This is a genomic window from Gluconobacter oxydans (genome assembly GCF_006539685.1).
GTDB lineage: Bacteria > Pseudomonadota > Alphaproteobacteria > Acetobacterales > Acetobacteraceae > Gluconobacter > Gluconobacter oxydans.
In genome coordinates this window covers 1-20,737 of the sequence record NZ_BJNM01000022.1, presented here as the reverse complement: position 1 = coordinate 20,737, position 20,737 = coordinate 1, and the positions used below count along the sequence as shown (strand labels likewise).

Here is a 20,737-nt window from a genome sequence, read left to right as displayed (position 1 = left end):
CAACCGGAGTGCGTATAATGACAGACCCCCATGATACCGAAATCACGGTGCTTGCCCGTGCGAATGGCCTGACCATTCCTGCCGAATTTCATGCCGGCGTGCGGAGCAACCTTAACCTTCTGCGCAGCTATGGCGCGCTGATCGAAGGGCTGGACCTGCCAGATCGCCTCGAACCCGCCTTCCGGTACGAACCATGAGCGGCCTTCAGCAGCGCACCCTCGCGCTCGCGGCCAGTGTGCGCAAAGGCGAGATTTCCGCCCGCGACCTGACCGTAAAGACCCTGGCCGATATCGAGGCACGGGACAAAGACTATAACTGCGTCACGCGCCTGCTGATGCATCGTGCGCTGGAAGCTGCCGAGCGGGTGGATCGCCTGGTGCTGCAGGGTCAGGATCCGGGGCCGCTCGCCGGGGTACCTTTTGGCATCAAGGACCTGTTCGATGTCCGGGGGGAAATCACGACGGCCGGGTCGAAGGTTCTCGCCAATGATCCGCCCGCCACGCAGGATGCGACACTTGTTGCTCACATGATCGCGGGCGGGGCCATCCCCATTGCGCTGACGAACATGGACGAGTTTGCCTACGGGTTCGCTACGATCAACGCTCATTACGGCAATACCCGCAATCCGCATGCTCCCGAGCGTCTGGCCGGCGGGTCGTCAGGCGGTTCTGCAGCTGGTGTGGCGGCGCGGATGTTCTCTATCGGTCTCGGTTCCGACACGAACGGCTCCATCCGCGTCCCGGCATCGCTTTGCGGGATCTGGGGTCTGCGGGCGACGCAGGGGCGTCTGTCGGTTGAAGGCAGTTATCCGTTCGTGCCGAGCCTCGATACGGTTGGCCCGTTTGCCGACAGTGCAGGCGGCCTGAAAGCCTGTTTTGAAGCCCTCTGCGCCAGATCGCTGACGGATGTGGATGTGGGCAGTCTGCGCATTGCCCGGCTTGGCGGCTGGTTCGGCGAGAACATGTCGGCGCCAATGCAGACCGCGATCGATACGCTCTCCATGGCGCTGGGAGCCACGGATGTCGTCGAACTTCCGGAAGTGGCGCGTGCGCGGGCTGCGGCATTTGTCATCAGCGCCTCCGAAGGGGCGGGGCAGCATCTCGGACGTCTGCGTACTCAGGCTGCGGATTATGATCCTGCCGTCCGGGACCGTCTGCTGGCCGGGGCTCTTCTGCCCTCCACGTTGATCTTTCAGGCCCATCGCCTGCGGCACTGGTTCCGCGACCGGATGCACGAGGCTTTTGCGAAGACGGATATCCTGCTGGCCCCGGCCCTTGTCGGCGAGGCCCCGCGTTTCGATCAGCCGGAAATCGAAATCGGCGGCAAGATGGTCTCTGCCCGCGCCAATCTGGGACTTTATACGCAGCCCCTGACCCTTGCGGGCTTCCCGGTTCTGACGGTGCCGATGAAGGTTCCGGGTCTGCCGCTCGGCGCGCAGCTCATCGCGCGTCCGGGCCGCGAGGACCAGCTCTTTGCTCTGGCTGAAAAGCTGGAAACGGACGGACTGGCGGAAGCCCGTCTGATCTGATTAACGTCCCAGCGCCTCGGCCATTTTCGTGTGGTCGAGGCGCTTTTCCCATGCGGCAATCAGAACCGGGGCGACGCAGTTGCCCGCGAAGTTGCCCACGGCCCGCGCGATCCCCGCAAACCAGTCCACGGCCAGAAGCATTACCAGACTTGCGGGCGGGATGGACGGCACGCTTGCCAGCGTTGCGGCCAGAATGACGATCGCAAAACCCGGAATTCCGTGCGCGCCTTTGGACGTGACGAGGGCCGTCACCAAAAGGGTCGCGATTTGCCAGACTGTCAGATGCGTTCCGGTGGCGTTGGCCAGAAAGATGACCGCCAGTCCCAGATAGATCGACAGCGCATCCAGATTGAGCGAATACCCGGCCGGGACTACGATTCCTACGACCTGACGTTCCACCCCGAGTTTTTCGAGTTTGGTCATCAGGCTGGGCAGAACCGCGTCCGATGCCGTGGTCGTGGCGACGATCAGCAGTTCTTCGCGGAAATAACGCGCAAACCGCAGCGGACTGACCCCTGCAAGCCGTAGGCCCCCGCCCAGCGCACCAATGATAAAGAGACCTACCAACAGGAAATACAGCGCTGTAAATCCGGCCAGATGCCCGATGGTCTCCAGCCCGTAACGCGCCGTTGTCGTCACCATCGCGCCGAACACGCCCAGAGGGGCCACGCGGATGATGACACCCATCATGCGCGAAAACAGTTCGGAGACGCTTTCGATCAGCCGGACCAGAGGCGCGCCTCGCTCACCCATGCCATTCAGGCAGCACCCGGCAAAAATTGCGAAGACCAGAATCTGGAGGACGTTCCCCTGTGCGAAGGCTTCCGCTGGGGTGCGTGGCACGAGCGAGAGCAGAAATCCGCTGATGCCTCCGGCCCGCAGGTTCTGTGCATGGTCGCCATAGGATGCGATCATCCGCGCATCCTCGGCCGTTGGCATGAATCCGACGCCCCGGCCGATCCCGAGCCCCATCGCCACCAGAACTGCTACGCCGAGCGCGAGCGTCGTCATGATCTCGAAATAGAGCAGGGCCTGTCCCCCGAGCCGCCCGACCGTTTTCAGTGATCCGGCCCCGAGGATTCCGAGCGTTACGATACAGAACAGCAGCGGCCCGACCGCCATGATGATGAGGCGCATGAACAGCGCCGTCATCCATCCCACATCATCCGCGAGGGCTGGGAAGAACAGTCCGCTCCCAAGCCCGAGCACCGTCGCCAGTACAACCTGCGCGAACAGGTTTCCGGCCAGAGCTCTCACCACGCGGCAACGGCCCCGTCACTGCGAGGATCGGTGGCACCTTCGAGCCGCCCGTTTTCGTGGCGGATCAGCGCGCCGGCGTGACCCATGATAATGGACTGTTCGGGGAGTGCTTCGACCGTATGCCCGGCTGCTTCAAGCCGCGACATGACGTCCGGACTGAATCCCGGCTCCACCTTGAGCGACAGGCTCTCGTTTCCCCAGGTCCGCCCGAGCAGCCAGCGCGGACGGCAGATGGCCTCCTGAAGCGGCACGCCATAGCGGACGTGACGGCTGAAGATTGCGGCCTGCGTCTGGGGCTGGCCTTCGCCGCCCATGGTGCCATAGACCATCGTGCGGCCGTCCCGCAGGCGTGCGGCAGCCGGGTTAAGCGTATGGAACGGCTTGGCCCCGGGGCGCAGGATGTTCCAGCCCGAATGGGCCAGCCGGAAGGACGATCCCCGATTCTGCCAGAACAGCCCGCTCTGCGGCAGCATTACGCCGGAGCCGAACTCGAAATACAGGCTCTGGATCATGCTGACCGCGACGCCATTGCGGTCGATCGCACCCATCCAGGTCGTGTCGCCCCATTGCGTTTTCTCGGTCCAGGGCATGGCGTGGGTCATGGAAATGCGGGACGCCATCGCTTCCAGCCGGGCCGGATCGGCCAGCAGTTCCCGGGCCAGTGCCTCGGAGTGTTCGCTGCCATCCGTATGGCGGTTGCGATAGAGAAACGCCTGTTTGGTGGCTTCGACCAGACCATGCACGTGGGCAAAGCTCTCCGGCCCGTCTGCACGGCTCAGATGATCCGACAGGGCCAGGATCAGAAGCGAGGCCACACCCTGCGTGGGAGGGGCGGTATTGTAAAGAAAGCCGTCGCTGGTCTGCACATGCAGAGGTTCTTTGACCTCCGCCCGATGCGCCAGAAGATCCAGAGACCGGACTGGACTGCCTGCCGCGGCCAGATCAGCGGCCAGACTGCGCGCCAGCGGCCCGTTATAGAAACTGCGCAACCCGTCCCGGTTCAGCATCCTCAGCGTCTGGGCCAGTTCGGGCGATTTGCGGATGCTGCCCGCTGTCCAGGGTTTGCCTTCTGGAAAACAGATGTGCGCCAATGTCGGATCCGACATGAGTTCCGGCTGTTTCTGTGCCAGAAGTGCTCCTTCGCTTTCGGAGACCACACGCCCATGTTCGGCATAATGAATGGCATCGCGTAGCAGCCGGTCCAGTGGGAGCGGGTCGCGGATCTCGCTGCTCAGTTCCAGTGCCGTTTCCCAGCCCGAGACCGTTCCCGCCACAGTATTGGCCGCCAGACCGCCGCGCCAGGGAATGGTGGTGTGTCCGGCCTCGGCATAGAGCGCGTGTTCTGCTCCCATGGCCAGTGCTCCGCAGGCGTCGATGGCCACGGTGCGCCCGTCGGGGTAGCAGATCAGCCAGAACGCATCGCCGCCCAGCCCGGTCATGTGCGGATAAACCACAGCCAGCGTGGAGGCCGCAGCCACGACTGCCTCGATCGCCGTTCCTCCCTCGCGCAGAACATCCAGCCCCGCCTGACTGGCGAGATGATGCGGAGACGTAACCATTCCACCTAAGGCATTGGGAGTCAGCATGACGGAGGGGTCCTTACAGGGGCAGAAGATCGGGTTGCAGGCGTGGAATATGGGCGCACAGCGTCCGGATGAGCAGCTCTTCCGGGCCCTGCGCGGTCTGATGACGGGTGGAGGCGATGAACTCCACCTGCGGCATTTCCGGCAGCAGTCCCGGAGCACAATGCGACAGGTGCTCCACATTGCGCAGGAAAGCCGGCTGCGGCGTCACGCCATAGCCGGCGCGCACAGCGGCCAGAAGCGCGCCAAGACTGCCGCTGGTAAAGGCCAGATGCCAGGCCCGCCCGGCCTTGTTGAGCGTTTCGATCGCCAGGCGCCGTGTGACGCTGTCATCGGGGAATGTCACGAGCGGAATGGACTGCTCTGCCGGAAATTCCGTCCCCGCAGGTGCGTACCAGCGCATGTCCTCGGTCCACAGCTTCTGGCCACGCGTCTCCGTCGTGCGTCGCATTCCGCACCAGACGTCCAGCTCCCCCTGATCCAGAAGCGGGGCCAGATATGCTGACAGACCGACCGTCATGGTGATCTGAAGCGACGGATGCGAGGCGCGGAATGTTCCCAGAATTTCGGGAAACCGCGTCAGAAGCAGGTCTTCCGTCACACCCAGCCGGATGGTTCCCCGGGGCGTTTCCTGACGGAAACGGGAGAGAATGCTGTCCTCGCACTGAAGAAGCTGCCGGGCCAGACCGATCAGCGCCGTGCCATCTTCCGTCAGCCGGACGCTCTTGGTGCTGCGGGCCAGAAGGCGCGTGCCAAGCTGCTCCTCCAGCCGGCTGACATGCTGGCTGATGGTGGACTGGCTCACCCCCTGGCTCTGTGCGGCGGATGTGAAGTGCAGCGTTTCCGCGACCGCCAGAAAAGATTGCAGATGGAACGGATCGAGATGCATCTGATCTTTCATGCCAATATGTGGTACCATATTTATTGGCAGGTCAACTTGATCTGACTCCGTTATGAGCGCAAAGTTTCCCTTCCTTGATACCTCCCGGACAGGAGCCCCCATGACAGCCCACGGAGCCCGCGCCGTCGAGCGGTGCCGTATTCTCGCGGATGTCCCGTTCAGCGAGACACCGGGCAGTCTGTTCCGCTTCTGGCTTGGTCCTGCCTACCAGCGTACCCTCACACAGGTCGCGCAATGGATGGAAGAAGCCGGTCTGACCACCCGTCTGGACGCGGCCGGGAGCCTGATCGGGCGCTATGAAGGCCTGACGCCCGGCGCTCCGGCGCTGATGATCGGCTCCCATCTTGATACCGTCCGCAATGGCGGGGCCTTTGACGGGAATCTGGGCGTCATGCTGGGAATCGAGCTTGTTTCTGCCCTGAATGAAGAAGGCACGCGCCTGCCATTCGCCATCGAAGTCATGGGCTTCGGGGATGAGGAAGGCTCGCGTTTTGCGGCTCCCATGGTCTGCTCCCGCGCCATGGCCGGGTTGATCGAGTCCATTCCCGAAAACATGACGGATGCGTCCGGGATAACCATGGCCGACGCCATGATCCGTTACGGCCTCGATCCCGCCCGTCTGACCGAAGTTGCCCGTCACCCCGCCGAACTGGTTGCCTATATCGAACCCCATATCGAGCAGGGCCCCGCGATTGAAAGCGCGGATGGCGAAATCGGCGTCGTCACGGCCATCGCCGCCCAGACCCGCCAACGCGTTACCGTCACCGGCCAGTCCGACCATGCGGGCACGACTCCCATGACCATGCGTCAGGACGCCTTGGCCGCAGCGGCCGAAATGATCTTGGCGGTCGAGCGCAATGGTGCCTCAGGGGGGGGCACGCAGGTCGCTACGGTTGGTCAGATCGACGTCACGCCAAACACGTCGAATGTCATTCCCGGCGAAGTCCGCTTCTCGCTCGACATGCGGGCCGAAACCAACGAAGCCCGCGATGCCATGGCCGATGCCATCCGCACCGATCTGCGTGCCATCGCTGACCGGCGCGGTCTGCGGATCACGTTCGACACACCCCAGTATCTGCCTGCCGCGGCCTGTGCACCTGAACTGGTGGAAGGTCTGGCGCGGGCCGTTACGAGCGTCACCGGCCGCCCGGCCCAGCGCCTTCTGAGCGGCGCCGGTCACGACGCCATGACCATGGTCGATCTGTGCCCGATGGGAATGCTGTTCATCCGCAGCCCCGGCGGCCTGAGCCATCATCCCGATGAAACCGTCCGCGTGGGAGACGTCGATCTCGCCCATCGCGCGCTGCTTGCCTTCGTCAAGGAGTTCCAGTCATGACCCATCCCGCAACTTTCGCCCAGCTCGATCCGCCGTCCCGTCTGCTGATGGGGGCCGGGCCGACCAACGTCCACCCGCGCATCCTCCGCGCCATGTCCTATGACGTAATCGGCCAGATGGACCCGGAAATGACCGCCTATATGGACGAGGTCATGGCCCTGTACCGTGAGGTCTTTCGCACGAAGAACCACTGGACGCTGCTGGTGAACGGCTCGGCCCGTTCGGCCATTGAGGCCGCTCTGGTGTCGCTGGTTTCGCCGGGCATGAAGGTCGTCATTCCGCGCTTTGGCCGTTTCGGTCTGCTGCTGACGGAGATCGTTCATCGCTGCGGCGGTATTCCCTGCACGGTGGACGTCGAATGGGGGCAGGTCGTCGATCCGGCTGCTATCGAAGCTGCTATTATCGAGCACAAGCCCGGTCTGGTCGCCTGTGTTCATGGTGACACGTCCACCACGACGGCCCAGCCGCTCGAAGAGATCGGCCGCATCTGCCGCAAACATGACGTGCTGTTCTATGTGGATGCCACGGCCACGCTCGGTGGCATGACGTTCGAGACCGACGCCTGGAACATCGACGTCGCGACGGCCGGTCTTCAGAAATGCCTGAATGGCCCTCCGGGCTCCGCGCCGATCACGCTGTCCGAACGCGCCGTTGCCGCCATTCTCAAGCGTCGCCATGATGAAGCTGGCATTGCCACCGGCCAGGCCCAGGGCGACGGCCCGGTCATCCAGTCGAACTATTTCGACCTGGCGATGCTGATGAATTACTGGTCCCCGGCGCGGATGAACCATCACACCGAAGCCACGTCCATGCTCTACGCCGCCCGTGAGACGGCGCGTCTGGTTGTGGAAGAAGGTGTGGAAGCCCGCGTTGCCCGCCATGTGAGAGCAGGGCGCGCCATGGTCGCCGGGCTGCGCGCCATGGGCCTGAAGGTTTACGGTGACGATGCCACGCGCATGAGCAATGTCACAGGCGTCTGGGTGCCGGAAGGCGTGGACAATGCCCGTATCCGCCAGCTCATGCGCGACGATTTCGGGATCGAGATCGTCTCGTCCTTCGGTCCGTTGACCGGAAAGATCTGGCGTATCGGGGCAATGGGTATCAATGCCCGCAAGGACAAGGTCCTACTCACGCTCGCAGCCTTCGATTCCGTTCTGGCTGGCGAGGGTGTAAAACTCAACCGCGGCGCAGGCGTGGATGCCGCCCGTGCCGCCTGGGATGCTGTCTGATCAGACCTGCAGGGTCGGAAATCTATTTCGAGGAATGGTTTTTCCGGCCCGATCCGCTTTTCTTCCCGCCACCGTCTTCCTTATTGACGGTGGCCCAGGCTCGGCGCTCGGCTTCCTTGTCGGAGACGCCACGCTTTTCGTAGCCTTCCTCGATATGCTCCGCCTGACGCTTCTGCTTGTCCGTATAGGCTGACTTGTCTCCACGAGGCATGATCCTGCCCTCCTGTATGAGATCCAGTCCCCTCTACGTCCGAACCCGGCCTGCGTTCCCGACAGTTCGCCATACACAAACAGGTGTGCGGGGTTGATCCGAACTCCCCGTGGCGCGAGCATTCCGGCACATATTTCCGGCTGGAGAGCACGCAGAATGTCGATCGTCTTCCATCATACGCCCGAACGCGCGAAGGTCTGGGGCGAGAAGTTCGCGAAGGGCCGTCCCGACATCCCGTTTCATATCTGGCCGGAAACCGGCCCGAAAGAGGATGTCCGCTATCTCGCGGCCTGGAAGACACCGGACGATCTCGCCACGCTTTTTCCCAATCTCGAAGTCCTGTTTTCGCTGGGTGCGGGGATCGACCAGCTCAATCTCGCCAATGTGCCGCCGGGCGTGCAGATCATCCGGATGGTGGAGAGCAGTCTGGTGGAGGGCATGATCGAATATGTCCTGTGGGCCGTGCTCTCTTTTCATCGCGACATGTTCCGCTATGCCCGCCAGCAGCGCGAACATATCTGGGATGGCTCGCATAACCGTCCGGCGAAACTCTATCGCGTCGGCCTCATGGGTATGGGAGAGCTAGGGAGTCCCGTTCTGGAGAAGCTCGTCTCCTTTGGCTACGAATGCCGGGGCTGGAGCCGCAGTCGTCGTGAGGTTCCGGGTGTAAAGTCCTTTGCCGGGGTAGGGGAGCTGGATGCCTTTCTGGCGGAGACCGACATTCTCGTCTGCCTCGTCCCGCTGACGGACGCCACGCGCGGCATCCTCAATCGCAGTCTGTTTGAAAAACTGCCCAAAGGCGCCTGTCTCATCAACTGTGGCCGCGGTGGTCATCTGGTGCAGGACGATCTGATTCCCGCCCTCGACACCGGCCAGCTTTCACAGGCCGTCCTCGATGTCGCCACACCCGAACCGCTGCCGCCCGAACATCCGTTCTGGGATCATCCGCGCATTTTCCTGACCCCGCATATCGCCAGTGCCGCCCAGTCGGACACCGCAGCCGAGGCCGTTCTGGCCAATCTGCGGCGCTATGAAGCCGGTGAACCCATGACCGGCGTCATCGATACCGGACGCGGCTATTGAGATCCCGACACGGTTTGTGCATTTTCCGGCTTGCCAAGCCTCAAGGGCTCGGTTAGAACGCGCCCACCTTGATGGGTGCGCCGGTGTAGCTCAGCTGGTAGAGCACGTCATTCGTAATGATGGGGTCGGGAGTTCGAATCTCTTCACCGGCACCATCAAGGTCTTCCGAAAATCCGGATCAGAGATACCTTTCTCCTGTCATGCAGGCAGAGAGATGATCTGATGCGCGGGTTTCCGGGTCTTCACAATTTTTCAAAATATTGCCGATAAAACCGGCTTCCTCTGGGCAATCCGCCTGAGATGGGACTACGATGAGTCCCGATATCCCGATGCGGAGGGCTGCCCCAAGAGGGCGGACTGTCAAAAGACGGCTCCCTGCGTTAGGTTAGGAGCCCGATGTCTGACCGTTTTCATAAACGACTGTGGCGCAACGCCGTCAGCTTTTCCCGCAGTCAGGAGCCCCATGCATCCATCCACGCGGTGGAAGGTCTGCGTGAATGCCCGACCTGCGGTCTCTTCCAGCACGTTCCGCGCCTGAAACCCGGTCATCTCGCCGAATGCCTTCGCTGCGGCTGCCAGCTTGCCCGCCGCCGCAGAACATCCCTGATCGGTGCTCCCGCCGCGTTTTGCATCACTTCCGCTGCGCTCTACGTCACGCTCCTCATCAGTTCCCTCATGACCCTGAACGTCTACGGACGTGAAAACACGGTCTCCCTGATGAGCGGCCCGATCGAACTTGGCCATCAGGGTTATGGCGCGATCGGCGTTCTCGTCGCCCTGGTGACGATCATCATGCCCGGCGTCATCATCGGTCTGATGGCGGCTATTCTCTACGGCGCTTCCCGCCCCCAGATGCCTGACTGGACCCCGCGTCTTCTCACCTGGTACGACCGCCTCCGGGGCTGGTCGATGGTGGAGGTGTATGTCCTCGGCGTTCTGGTGGCCTACACCAAGCTCGTGGACCTCGCCCTCGTCATCCTTCAGCCTGGCGTCTATCTGCTGGGCGGCCTGATGCTGAGCATGGCGGCCGTGGACTCGACCTTCGACGCCGAACGGATCTGGCGCAGCCGCGACATCCGCCCCCAGCTCGACGATCATCAGGGCCATCTGCTGGATGTCGCCCATCTGGACGCCCGCAATGGCGTCATCCCCCCCGTGGAGAACATGCTGTCCTGCCACGCCTGCAATCTGGTCATGGCCTTCGACCATACCGTGCCGCAGGAACAGGACATGGGTGACTGCCCCCGCTGCGGGCAGATCCTGCGCCGCCGCAAACCGCAAAGCCTTGCGTCGGCAACATGTCTTCTCGTGGCCAGCGTTGTTTTCTACCTGCCCGCCAACCTGCTGCCGGTCATGACCTACACCAAGGTCGGCCATGGTGCGCCCAGCACCATCATCAGCGGTGTGATCGAACTGTGGCAGGCGGGAATGATCCCGCTGTCCCTGCTGGTGCTGTTCGCCAGTATCACCGTGCCTGTCCTCAAGATCGTCGCCCTGACGATCATGATTATCAGCACCCGCCTCGGAGGCCGCTGGCAGCTCAGGCATCTGGCGAAACTCTACCGCCTTGTCGTCATTATCGGCCGCTGGTCCATGATCGACGTCTTCATGATTTCCATCCTCGTCGCCGTCGTGCATTTCGGCTTTCTGGCCAATGTCACGGCCGATCCTGGGATGGTCTGCTTTGCCCTGGTCGTGATCCTGACCATTTTTGCCGCAGAGCTTTTCGATCCCCGCGGCATGTGGGATGCAGCCGGCCTTAACGGCGCGGTCGCAGGCCCCGCAGCGGACACCAGGGAGCCGGAGACGCCGTCTCCGTCCGATCCTGTGCCGCACCTGCCTTCTTCTGACCCTACTGACATGGAGCCTGGACGCGCGTGAGCGATTCCCGAAACAACCGGGGGGAGCCAACGGTCTCGCCGAAGGAAGCCCCGGTGCGCCGCACCCGCTTCTCCCTCATTCTGCTGATTCCGGTGGTGGCCATTCTCATCGCCGGATGGCTGGCGTGGGAGCATTTTGCCACGCGTGGTCCCGTCATCACCATCACGTTTGAAACCGCGGATGGCCTGACTCCGGGCCAGACGCAGGTGAAGAACAAGGCCGTGACGCTGGGTACGGTGCAGGACATCACCCTGAGTGACGACATGAAACATGTCGACGTCACGGTGCAGATGAACGTCAACAGCGCGCATATCCTGACCGACCACACCCGGTTCTGGGTTGTGCGTCCACGGATCAACGGCGCCAGCATCACCGGCCTCGATACACTGTTCTCCGGCGCCTATATCGCCCTGGATCCGGGAAGCGATGACGGCCACTACCAGAAGTTCTTCAAAGGTCTCGAATCGCCGCCGGGCGTGCGGTCCGACCAGCCGGGCGAGACGTTCTGGCTCGTGTCCCCGTCGCTGGGCTCGCTTGGTCCGGGGTCGCCGGTCTTTTTCCGTGACCTTCAGGTGGGTGAGGTGCTGGGCTACACGATGCCGCCAGGCGGGAAGGGACCCATCGTCATCCAGGCTTTCGTCAAGGAGCCCTATGACCACTATCTGCGCACGGACAGCCGTTTCTGGAACGTCTCCGGCGTTCAGGTTGGCCTTGGTGCCGGTGGTCTGAAGGTCCAGCTCAAATCGCTTCAGGCCCTGTTCTCGGGCGGCATCGCCTTTGGCCTGCCGGAGCGCCGCCGCAACATCGATCTGCCCGATGCGCCGGCCAATTCCGTCTTCAAGCTCTATGCCAGCGAGGCTGATGCCGACAACGCGCGCTACCACAAGCGCCTGCGTGTCGTGACCTACATCAACTCCTCCGTCAAAGGCCTGACGAACGGCAGTCAGGTCACCATGTTCGGTCTGCAGATCGGCACTGTTACCGATGTCCGTCTCCTTCTCGAAGGACCCACGAAACTTCCCCGTGTCCGTGTGGATATGGAGCTTGAGCCGGAGCGTATGCTGTCCAACTGGGATGACCGGATCGAGAACAGCAAGGAGCCGCCCGTCGAGAAGTATCTTCAGGCCTTTGTGGCTGACGGAATGCGCGCCTCGGTTCAGAGCGCCAGCTTCCTGACCGGCGAATCCATGATTGCCCTGCAATTCGTCAAGAACGCCCCTGTCACGGCCCTGACCTATGAAGGCGACGTTGCCGTTCTCCCCAGCCAGGCTGGCGGAATGGACGGAATCATGGAGTCCGTCTCCACCATCACCGACAAGATTGCGGCAATGCCGCTGACCGAAATCGGTGGTCACGTGAACGATCTTCTGGCGCATGCGGATGGCCGTCTGAACAGTCCGGAAGTCACGCAGTCTCTCGCGGCGCTGCGCGATTCGCTACAGAATCTGAGCAGGCTGACGAAAACCGCCAACCAGAACCTGCCGGCGCTGATGAAGGGTCTGCAGGGCACGCTGGCGAACGCCCAGTCGGTTCTGGGGGCTTATGGCGGCGATACGGATTTCCACCGCAGCCTTCAGAACATGATCACCCAGCTGACCCAGATGTCCCGCTCCCTGCGGTTCCTCACGGATTATCTGGATCACCATCCTTCCGCTCTCATCACCGGCCGCAGGAACTGAGCCATGACACAGTCTTCGACGTCCCGCCTTCGTTTCCTGTCCCTGGTGGGGGCTCTGGGGCTGACGGGCCTCCTCTCGGCCTGCAGCAGCGATCCGACGCTCTATACGCTGGCCCCTCTGCCGGGTGTGTCCCAGGCAGGAGGCCCCGCCGTGGTCGAGATCCGGACGCCTGTTGTGAGTGCGCGGCTTGATCGCGATACGATCGTGAAGGCCAGTGAGGATTACCAGACCAAGCTGGCTTCGGGCAGCAGCTGGAGCGAGGCGCTTCCGGATATGCTGGGTCATACGCTGATGACCGATCTGGCGCAGCGTCTGCCGGGCACGACCGTCTTCGCGCAGGATGATGCGGTCACGACGACGCCTGCGGCCTATGTGGAACTGACCATCCGCAATTTCGAAGCCGATTCGGCTGGACATGCACTCGTGACGGGAATGCTGTCCGTCCATCCGGCCGGAAAGATGATCGGTCCCGTGATGACCACCCCTGTGGTGTGGCAGTCGCCAGAGCCCGTTGCGTCCAGCACGGCAAAGCTGACAGCAGCGCTCAGTCAGGGTGTTGCCAGCATCGCGGATCAGGCGGCCGCAAAACTGCGCGTTCTGCCGCCGCCCCTGAAGGATTGAGAACCATCAGGCGCACCAACAAAAAAGACTCCCGAAAGGGAGCCTTTTTTGTTGGAAGCAATGGAACCTGAAAGGACTTAGAGCTTCTCGACCTGCGTGAAGTCCAGATCGACCGGCGTAGAGCGGCCGAAGATGGAGACGCTGACCTTGAGGCGCTGACGCTCGTCGTCGACATCTTCGATCATGCCGGTGAAGGAGGTGAACGGACCATCGGCAACGCGGACCTGCTCGCCGATCTCGAAGGACAGGCTGGAACGGGGACGCTCAACGCCTTCCTGGGCCTGCTTCATGATCCGGTCGGCTTCGGCTGCCGTAATCGGGGTCGGACGGTTGCGGGTTCCGAGGAAGCCCGTGACCTTGGGAGTATCCTTGACGAGATGCCAAGCCTCGTCCGTCAGTTCCATCTTGACGAGAACATAGCCGGGGAAAAACTTGCGCTCTGCATTGACCTTACGGCCGCGGCGCATTTCCGTCACGTCTTCGGAGGGAACAAGGATCTGTTCAAAATGGTCGGACAGGCCCTTCTGTGCAGCCTGTTCCTGGATGTGACTCGCGATCTTCTTCTCGAAACCGGAATAGACGTGAACAACGTACCAACGCTTCGCCATGGTGCGAACCTAGCCTCCAACGCCAAAAAGTTCGCGGACGCCGAGGCCGATCACCTGGTCCACGATGAAGAAGAAGATGCAGGTCACGGTAACCATGACCAGCACGGCACCTGACGTGATCAGGGTGTTGCGACGGGTCGGCCACGTGACACGCTTCGCTTCGGCGCGCACGTCACGGACGTAGGCCACCAGATTGAAGCCGGATCCGCTCTTTTGAGGCGCCGTTTTCCGCGACTCGTCTTTCGGGGTACTGACCGACACCATCGTCCTCGAATCAAGTGAAAATCCCGCTCCCGGTGTCGGGAAGGACATCCGGCGAGAAGGAGTGGCAGGGGCGGAGGGTCTCGAACTCTCAACCTCCGGTTTTGGAGACCGGCGCTCTAGCCAATTGAGCTACACCCCTATCATCGGGCAGGACGTTTTGAAACGTCATGCCAGCGACAGTGGCCGCAAAAGAGAATGTTCAGGACTAAAAGTCAAGGGGCCTGAACATCTTTGTTGTGGAATTTCCATTTTGGATTTTCCCCTCTTGCGGGCGTGGGAGCAGATGGAGTAAGGACACTCCCATCTGAGCGGGCGTAGCATAGTGGTAATGCAGTAGCCTTCCAAGCTTCTTAGGAGGGTTCGATTCCCTTCGCCCGCTCCAGATTCTCCTTAAAATTGATATCGCCGCCTTACTGCCCCTGACAGGGGACGTGTGATGGCGTCGCTTCTCCGAACTTGAGAATCTGCAGGGCGACAGCGGCATCGCCGACATTTCCTGACTCATGACCTTTCGGATCGGTGCCGTGAGCGACGGGTGCCACATCCTCACTGAGCAGGACATCACCCGGATTCAGTTCCACGCTGGTCCCGTCCATCGCCTTGACGAAATAGATTCCCGACAGCGGTACAATCCACTGGACCTGATGGCTCTCGTTCCAACCGCCTTTCCAGTGCGGGGGCTGAACCCGTATCGTCACGGTTGCCGGTCCGTCATGGGGCGTGCTGAGCATGACCTTATCGCCGCTCGGCGTGATCGAATCCTCATGGAATGTCGACATCTTGCACTTGGTCAGATGCGTGACGCCCTGCGGATCTGTCCAGTTGTCCCAGTAGGAAATGGTCGGGAAGGACGGTTTGTCCTCGACAGGGGTCGCTCGGGCTGCCGTGGTCAGGGCCGGGACAGGAAGGGCGGGGACGGACAGGGCGCCCAGCAGGAAAAAGAGGCGCTTCTGGATGGTCATCGGGTTTCCGTGGTTGTTTGAAGGGAGTGTGCTGGACGGGAGTAGAGAACCCCGAAAAATCACTGTGGAACCCCCGTCATGCCAGTCCGGCAGGGGAAAACGCAAACCTTCGTCCGACTGGCGGCCGGATGAAAGGGGATTTGCGTATCGTCTCGGTTGCGCAGGAACCGGACAGCGTGCTAGAGGCGGCGCCAAGTGGAGGACCGGGTTTCAGACGAATCCTGCGCAGGAACGTGTATGCCCGGTCCGGACAGTTTTGATGCAAGGAGCCGGATAAGCCGGTTCCGGCCGCACTCTGCGGCGGATTTAGTGAGACGGAACACGCGTGTGACGGTGACACAGGTGCCGCAGGTTGGACATACAGGGGGCTTGGCCCAGCGCTATGCCCGTGCGCTTTATGATCTCGCTTCGGAGCAGGGAAATCTTTCCGACGTTCTGGGTGAAGTGAAGGCGCTGCGTGCCGCCATTGCCGAAAGCGACGATCTGCGGAAATTCCTGGCTGACGCCCGGATGGATATCCGTCAGGGCCGGACGGTTTCGAACGTCCTGATGTCGAAGCTCGGTTTCGGCGACGTCCTGCGTCGTTTTGTTGGCGTCATTGCCGATAATCGCCGCCTGCCTGATCTTGCATCCATTCTGGACGGTGTTCTGGCGCTCGATTCCGCCCTGCGCGGTGAAGTCGTTGCCGAAGTCCGCTCCGCACAGCCTCTGACTGACACGCAGCGCAGCCAGCTTCAGGCCCGTCTGGCCGAAGCCGGTTACAGCCGCGTGTCCATGACCGAACGTACGGACGCCGCCCTGCTTGGCGGCATGACCGTGCGGATCGGTTCCACACTGTTTGATACTTCGATCGCCGGGCGCCTGACCCGCCTGCAGAACGCCATGAAGGGAGCCGCGTGATGGATATCCGTCCCGCTGAGATTTCGGACATCCTCAAGCAGCAGATCGCGTCGTTCGACCAGGTCGAGACCGTTTCCGAGACGGGCACGGTCCTGTCCATCGGCGACGGCATCGCCCGCGTCTACGGCCTGACGAACGTCATGGCCGGTGAAATGGTCGAGTTCGAAGGCACAGGCCTCAAGGGCATGGCGCTGAACCTCGAAGCCGACAATGTCGGTGTGGTTCTGTTCGGCGACGGTGACAGCATCCGCGAGGGCGACACCGTCCTGCGGACGAAGTCCGTGGTTGAAGTCCCGGTCGGCAAGGGTCTGCTGGGACGTGTTGTCGATGGCCTCGGCAACCCGATCGACGGCCGTGGCCCGCTGACGGATGTCGAATACCGTCGCGCTGAAGTGAAGGCTCCTGGTATTATGCCGCGCCAGTCGGTCAGCGAGCCGATGCAGACGGGCATCAAGGCCATTGATGCTCTCGTTCCCATCGGACGTGGCCAGCGTGAGCTGATCATCGGTGACCGTCAGACGGGCAAGACCGCCATCCTGATCGACACCATCGTCGCCCAGAAGCCGGTCAATGCCGAAGGCGATCCGAAGAAGTCCCTGTACTGCATCTATGTCGCAGTGGGGCAGAAGCGCTCCACGGTTGCAAACCTGGTCCGCACGCTGATCGAGCATGGCGCCATGGAATACTCCATCGTTGTTGCCGCCACGGCCTCCGATGCAGCTCCGATGCAGTATCTCGCACCGTACACGGCCTGCGCCATGGGTGAGTACTTCCGTGACAACGGCATGCACGCCCTTGTCTGCTACGACGATCTGTCCAAGCAGGCTGTGGCCTACCGTCAGATGTCGCTGCTGCTGCGTCGTCCGCCGGCACGTGAAGCGTTCCCGGGTGACGTGTTCTACCTGCACTCCCGTCTGCTGGAGCGTGCGGCCAAGATGTCCGACGCCAATGGCGGCGGCTCCCTGACGGCCCTGCCGGTCATCGAGACGCAGGCTGGCGATACGGCTGCCTACATCCCGACCAACGTGATCTCCATCACCGACGGTCAGATCTTCCTTGAGACGGACCTGTTCTACAGGGGTATCCGCCCTGCCGTGAACGTCGGTGGTTCGGTGTCCCGCGTGGGTTCTGCAGCGCAGATCAAGGCGATGAAGCAGGTTGCCGGCAAGATCAAGCTGGAGCTGGCCCAGTACCGTGAAATGGCTGCCTTCTCGCAGTTCGCTTCCGACCTGGACGCAGCGACCCGCAAGCAGCTGGATCGTGGTGCCCGTCTCGTCGAGCTGCTCAAGCAGCCCGAGACATCCCCGCTGCCCGTCGAAGAGCAGGTTGTTGTCCTGTACGCCGGTACGCGCGGGTACGTTGATCCGATCGCCGTGGACAAGGTTGTGGCCTATGAAGCTGCTCTCCTGTCCGAACTGCGCGGTGCGGGTTCTGATATCCTGACGGCCATCCGCAATGACCGCCAGATCAAGCCGGAGACGGAAGGCAAGCTCAAGGAGCTGCTCGAAGCATTCGGCAAGCGCTTTTCGGCCTGAGGATAGCCCATGGCTTCGCTGAAGGAACTGCGCGGACGGATCACGGGCGTCAAATCGACGCGCAAGATCACGAACGCGATGAAAATGGTCGCAGCCTCCAAGCTGCGACGCGCCCAGATGCAGGCCGAAGCGGCCCGTCCCTATGCCGACGCCATGCGTCGCATGATGGCGGAGCTGGCGATGGCGACCCGTGGTGAGGATGCAGCCAGTCTGCCGCGTCTTCTGGCGGGAACGGGCAAGGACCAGACCCATCTCGTGGTGGTGCTGACCTCTGACCGTGGCCTTGCCGGCGGCTTCAACGCCAATATCGTCCGCAGTGCCCGTCAGCTGGTCGATACGCTTGTCTCTGAAGGCAAGACGGTTCGCATCCTGCCGGTTGGCCGCAAGGGAGCAGACATCCTCGTACGTCACTATCCGGAGATGATCACCGATCGTCTGGCTGGTAGTGATGGCAAGGATGTGGGTTTCGATAAGGCGACCGATATCGGAAGCCGGATTGCCACCATGCTGGACGCGGGCGAAATCGACCGCTGCACGCTGGTCTATAACCGCTTCCTCAACGCCATGACGCAGATTCCGGTTCAGGCGCCTCTGGTTCCGCTTTCGGTTCCCGAGAACGACAATGCCGCACCTGATGCCGATACGGCGCAGTACGAATTCGAGCCTGATGAGGCGACCCTCCTGACGCAGCTTCTGCCGCGCAACCTGCAGGTCCAGATTTTCTCGGCCATGCTGGAAAGCGCTGCCGGCGAGCAGGGCGCGCGGATGACCGCGATGGACAATGCCAGCCGCAATGCGAGCAAGGCCATCGACCGTCTGTCGCAGAAGTACAACCGCACGCGTCAGGCCAACATCACCAACGATCTGATCGAAATCATCTCCGGCGCAGAAGCCGTTTGAGATCACGCAGGAGACGAATCCGATGTCCGAAACTCTTACCCCTTCTGCCGGAGCTGCCAACAACGTGGTCGGCCGTGTCACCCAGGTGCGTGGTCCGGTCGTGGACGTGCAGTTCGAAGGCGATCTTCCCTTCATTCTGAACGCTCTGCACGTCCAGAACGGCGACCATACGCTGGTTCTGGAAGTCGCCCAGGAAATCGGCGAGCGTCAGGTCCGCTGCATTGCCATGGACACGACCGACGGTCTGGTTCGCGGAACTGAAGTCCGTGACACGGGCAAGCAGATCATGGTGCCGGTTGGTCCGGCAACGCTCGGCCGTATCCTGAACGTCGTTGGCGAACCGATCGACGAACGCGGTCCGATCAGCAGCGAACTGCGTTTCCCGATTCACCGTCCGGCTCCGTCCTTCGAAGAGCAGGCTGCTGCATCCGAGATCCTCGTGACCGGCATCAAGGTCGTCGATCTGCTCTGCCCGTACCTCAAGGGTGGTAAGATCGGCCTGTTCGGCGGCGCTGGCGTCGGCAAGACGGTTATCATTCAGGAACTCATCAACAACATCGCGAAGGCCCACGGTGGTGTGTCCGTTTTCGCAGGTGTCGGTGAGCGTACCCGTGAAGGTAACGACCTGTATTTCGAAATGCAGGACGCAGGCGTCATCAAGATCGCCGAAGACGGTTCGACCGAGGGCTCCAAGGTTGCGCTGGTCTATGGCCAGATGAACGAGCCGCCGGGAGCCCGTTCGCGCGTGGCTCTGACGGGTCTGTCGCTCGCGGAATACTTCCGTGACGAAGAAGGCCAGGACGTCCTGTTCTTCGTGGACAACATCTTCCGCTTCACGCAGGCCGGTTCCGAAGTCTCCGCACTTCTGGGCCGTATCCCCTCCGCAGTGGGTTACCAGCCGACGCTGGCCACCGAGATGGGCGCCCTGCAGGAGCGTATCACCTCCACCAAGAAGGGCTCCATCACGTCCGTTCAGGCCGTGTATGTCCCTGCTGACGATCTGACCGATCCGGCTCCGGCGGCAACCTTCGCGCATCTTGATGCTACGACGGTTCTAAACCGTTCGATCGCTGAAATGGGCATCTATCCGGCTGTCGATCCGCTGGATTCCACGTCCCGTTCGCTCGATCCGAAGATCGTTGGCGAAGAGCACTACCAGGTTGCCCGTCAGGTTCAGCAGACGCTCCAGACCTACAAGGGCCTGCAGGACATCATCGCGATTCTCGGCATGGACGAGCTGTCCGAGGACGACAAGAAGATCGTTGGCCGCGCCCGTCGCATCCAGCGCTTCCTGTCCCAGCCTTTCCATGTGGCTGAAGTCTTCACGGGCGCTCCCGGCAAGCTGGTCTCGCTCGAAGACACGATCCGTTCCTTCAAGGCTGTCGTGGCCGGCGAGTACGATCACCTGCCGGAAGGCGCCTTCTACATGGTTGGTGACATCGACGAGGCCATTGCGAAGGCCGAGAAGATGAAGCAGGAGGCCTGATCCGATGCCGCTTCGCATCGAGATCGTCAGCCCGGAAAAGCGCCTTGTCGAACGTGAAGTCGACATGGCCGTGGTCCCGGGCATGGAGGGCGATATTGCAGCCATGCCGGACCGCGCACCGCTGATGCTTCAGCTGCGGGGCGGCGTTGTGGCCCTTTATCAGGGTGACAAGATCGTAGACCGTTACTTCGTGACGGGCGGTTTTGCCGATATGGGCGCTGATCACTGCACCATTCTGGCCGACTCCGCGCAGCTCATGAGTGAGCTGTCCGTGGATGAGGCCAAGAGCCGTCTGCGCGACCTGGAAAGCCGTTGGGCCGAAATCGGTCCGAACGACGTGGACATGCACGACCAGATCAGTCGCGAACTGCAGTCGGTTCGCGCCGAGCTGGAAGCTGTTCAGGAACACGGTCAGGTCTGATCCGACTTTTCAGACCACATTTGAAAAACCCGCTTCATCGCAAGGTGAAGCGGGTTTTTCTTTGCCATTTTTCCAAAACCCTTCATCCGCAGGCATGTGGGATTGCCTGAAATGACGTCGCCTCTCACCATCAAGCGTATTATCTGGGCCTGTCCAGGAGCGTTGGTGGGGTGAGGATGTCTGCTGCCTCATACTCAGAAGCCTCATAGCTTCGCTCTAGTACCTATCCCGGAGCAGGAGAGGACTTCCCCAAGAACGCTCTGTGAGGCGATAGGCGCCATAACGCGGGCTTCTGGCTGCCCAACAGATGATGAATGAACGCCAAACCGGGAAATTCAGAGAAAACGAC

Annotated in this window: 20 protein-coding genes and 3 tRNA genes; 15 read left to right on the top strand and 8 right to left on the bottom strand. The window is 61.9% G+C overall.

Translation table 11 applies throughout. From position 1 onward, the window contains the following. Nucleotides 1–17 precede the first annotated feature (17 nt). Nucleotides 18–197 carry a DUF4089 domain-containing protein gene (locus tag GOX01_RS09630; RefSeq protein ID WP_024717044.1) on the top strand — a complete coding sequence of 60 codons (180 nt, stop codon included), beginning with the start codon at nt 18–20 and terminating at the stop codon, nt 195–197. After that, nucleotides 194–1,528: an AtzE family amidohydrolase gene (locus GOX01_RS09625; RefSeq protein WP_024717045.1), complete on the top strand. Its 1,335-nt coding sequence runs from the start codon at nt 194–196 to the stop codon at nt 1,526–1,528. Before GOX01_RS09630 ends, GOX01_RS09625 begins: the two co-directional genes overlap by 4 nt. On the opposite strand, the gene GOX01_RS09620 is transcribed toward GOX01_RS09625, so the two are convergent. The 3 genes from GOX01_RS09620 to GOX01_RS09610 are packed head-to-tail and all read right to left on the bottom strand — an operon-like array spanning nt 1,529 to nt 5,272. Continuing rightward, nucleotides 1,529–2,788 (bottom strand): cation:dicarboxylate symporter family transporter, encoded by a 1,260-nt coding sequence (locus GOX01_RS09620; protein WP_011252847.1) that lies wholly within the window; start codon nt 2,786–2,788, stop codon nt 1,529–1,531. Beyond that, on the bottom strand, nt 2,782–4,374 hold the full coding sequence (locus GOX01_RS09615; protein WP_011252848.1) for a gamma-glutamyltransferase family protein: 1,593 nt from the start codon (nt 4,372–4,374) through the stop codon (nt 2,782–2,784). Before GOX01_RS09615 ends, GOX01_RS09620 begins: the two co-directional genes overlap by 7 nt. A gap of 13 nt (nt 4,375–4,387) precedes the next feature. Then, nucleotides 4,388–5,272 carry a LysR family transcriptional regulator gene (locus GOX01_RS09610; protein ID WP_062269303.1) on the bottom strand — a complete coding sequence of 295 codons (885 nt, stop codon included), beginning with the start codon at nt 5,270–5,272 and terminating at the stop codon, nt 4,388–4,390. A gap of 100 nt (nt 5,273–5,372) precedes the next feature. Between GOX01_RS09610 and GOX01_RS09605 the strand changes: the two genes are divergently transcribed. Then, nucleotides 5,373–6,608: an allantoate amidohydrolase gene (locus GOX01_RS09605; RefSeq protein ID WP_062269297.1), complete on the top strand. Its 1,236-nt coding sequence runs from the start codon at nt 5,373–5,375 to the stop codon at nt 6,606–6,608. After that, nucleotides 6,605–7,837, top strand: coding sequence for a pyridoxal-phosphate-dependent aminotransferase family protein (locus GOX01_RS09600; protein ID WP_011252851.1), 1,233 nt, complete (start codon nt 6,605–6,607; stop codon nt 7,835–7,837). Before GOX01_RS09605 ends, GOX01_RS09600 begins: the two co-directional genes overlap by 4 nt. A 22-nt stretch (nt 7,838–7,859) precedes the next feature. Here GOX01_RS09600 and GOX01_RS09595 read toward each other — a convergent pair whose 3' ends face one another. After that, complete coding sequence (locus GOX01_RS09595) at nt 7,860–8,048, bottom strand: hypothetical protein (RefSeq protein WP_011252852.1); 189 nt, start codon at nt 8,046–8,048, stop codon at nt 7,860–7,862. 156 nt (nt 8,049–8,204) lie between these two features. Between GOX01_RS09595 and GOX01_RS09590 the strand changes: the two genes are divergently transcribed. The 5 genes from GOX01_RS09590 to GOX01_RS09570 all read left to right on the top strand — a co-directional run bounded on the left by GOX01_RS09590 (nt 8,205) and on the right by GOX01_RS09570 (nt 13,312). Then, nucleotides 8,205–9,131 (top strand): 2-hydroxyacid dehydrogenase, encoded by a 927-nt coding sequence (locus GOX01_RS09590; RefSeq protein WP_062269299.1) that lies wholly within the window; start codon nt 8,205–8,207, stop codon nt 9,129–9,131. A 79-nt stretch (nt 9,132–9,210) separates the two neighbouring features. Continuing rightward, a tRNA-Thr gene (locus GOX01_RS09585) sits at nt 9,211–9,286 on the top strand. Between the two features lie 241 nt (nt 9,287–9,527). Further along, nucleotides 9,528–11,012, top strand: coding sequence for a paraquat-inducible protein A (locus GOX01_RS09580; RefSeq protein WP_011252854.1), 1,485 nt, complete (start codon nt 9,528–9,530; stop codon nt 11,010–11,012). After that, nucleotides 11,009–12,691: a PqiB family protein gene (locus GOX01_RS09575; protein ID WP_011252855.1), complete on the top strand. Its 1,683-nt coding sequence runs from the start codon at nt 11,009–11,011 to the stop codon at nt 12,689–12,691. The genes GOX01_RS09580 and GOX01_RS09575 overlap by 4 nt, the downstream gene beginning before the upstream one ends. A 3-nt stretch (nt 12,692–12,694) precedes the next feature. After that, entirely contained in the window at nt 12,695–13,312 is a 618-nt protein-coding gene (locus GOX01_RS09570; protein ID WP_011252856.1) for a PqiC family protein, read from the top strand. 77 nt (nt 13,313–13,389) lie between these two features. Here GOX01_RS09570 and nusG read toward each other — a convergent pair whose 3' ends face one another. The 3 genes from nusG to GOX01_RS09555 all read right to left on the bottom strand — a co-directional run bounded on the left by nusG (nt 13,390) and on the right by GOX01_RS09555 (nt 14,323). Beyond that, nucleotides 13,390–13,920, bottom strand: a complete 531-nt coding sequence (nusG, locus tag GOX01_RS09565; protein WP_011252857.1) for a transcription termination/antitermination protein NusG — start codon at nt 13,918–13,920, stop codon at nt 13,390–13,392. Nucleotides 13,921–13,929: 9 nt separating this feature from the next. Continuing rightward, the gene (gene secE / locus GOX01_RS12975) at nt 13,930–14,184 is read right to left on the bottom strand and encodes a preprotein translocase subunit SecE (RefSeq protein ID WP_024717048.1); all 255 of its coding nucleotides are present in this window, start codon (nt 14,182–14,184) and stop codon (nt 13,930–13,932) included. Nucleotides 14,185–14,246: 62 nt separating this feature from the next. Continuing rightward, a tRNA-Trp gene (locus GOX01_RS09555) sits at nt 14,247–14,323 on the bottom strand. A 169-nt stretch (nt 14,324–14,492) separates the two neighbouring features. Here GOX01_RS09555 and GOX01_RS09550 point away from each other — a divergent pair. Further along, nucleotides 14,493–14,566 (top strand) — tRNA-Gly (locus GOX01_RS09550). Nucleotides 14,567–14,594: 28 nt separating this feature from the next. Here GOX01_RS09550 and GOX01_RS09545 read toward each other — a convergent pair. Next, the gene (locus GOX01_RS09545) at nt 14,595–15,146 is read right to left on the bottom strand and encodes a cupin domain-containing protein (RefSeq protein WP_011252859.1); all 552 of its coding nucleotides are present in this window, start codon (nt 15,144–15,146) and stop codon (nt 14,595–14,597) included. A gap of 327 nt (nt 15,147–15,473) precedes the next feature. On the opposite strand from GOX01_RS09545, the gene atpH reads away from it, so the two are divergent. The 5 genes from atpH to atpC are packed head-to-tail and all read left to right on the top strand — an operon-like array spanning nt 15,474 to nt 20,388. Beyond that, nucleotides 15,474–16,046 carry an ATP synthase F1 subunit delta gene (atpH, locus tag GOX01_RS09540; protein ID WP_024717049.1) on the top strand — a complete coding sequence of 191 codons (573 nt, stop codon included), beginning with the start codon at nt 15,474–15,476 and terminating at the stop codon, nt 16,044–16,046. Then, nucleotides 16,046–17,581: a F0F1 ATP synthase subunit alpha gene (gene atpA, locus GOX01_RS09535; RefSeq protein WP_011252861.1), complete on the top strand. Its 1,536-nt coding sequence runs from the start codon at nt 16,046–16,048 to the stop codon at nt 17,579–17,581. The genes atpH and atpA overlap by 1 nt, the downstream gene beginning before the upstream one ends. Before the next feature lie 9 nt (nt 17,582–17,590). Next, nucleotides 17,591–18,481, top strand: a complete 891-nt coding sequence (locus tag GOX01_RS09530; protein WP_011252862.1) for a F0F1 ATP synthase subunit gamma — start codon at nt 17,591–17,593, stop codon at nt 18,479–18,481. A gap of 22 nt (nt 18,482–18,503) precedes the next feature. Next, entirely contained in the window at nt 18,504–19,967 is a 1,464-nt protein-coding gene (atpD, locus tag GOX01_RS09525; protein ID WP_011252863.1) for a F0F1 ATP synthase subunit beta, read from the top strand. A 4-nt stretch (nt 19,968–19,971) separates the two neighbouring features. Then, nucleotides 19,972–20,388: an ATP synthase F1 subunit epsilon gene (atpC, locus tag GOX01_RS09520; protein WP_024717050.1), complete on the top strand. Its 417-nt coding sequence runs from the start codon at nt 19,972–19,974 to the stop codon at nt 20,386–20,388. Nucleotides 20,389–20,737: the final 349 nt, after the last annotated feature.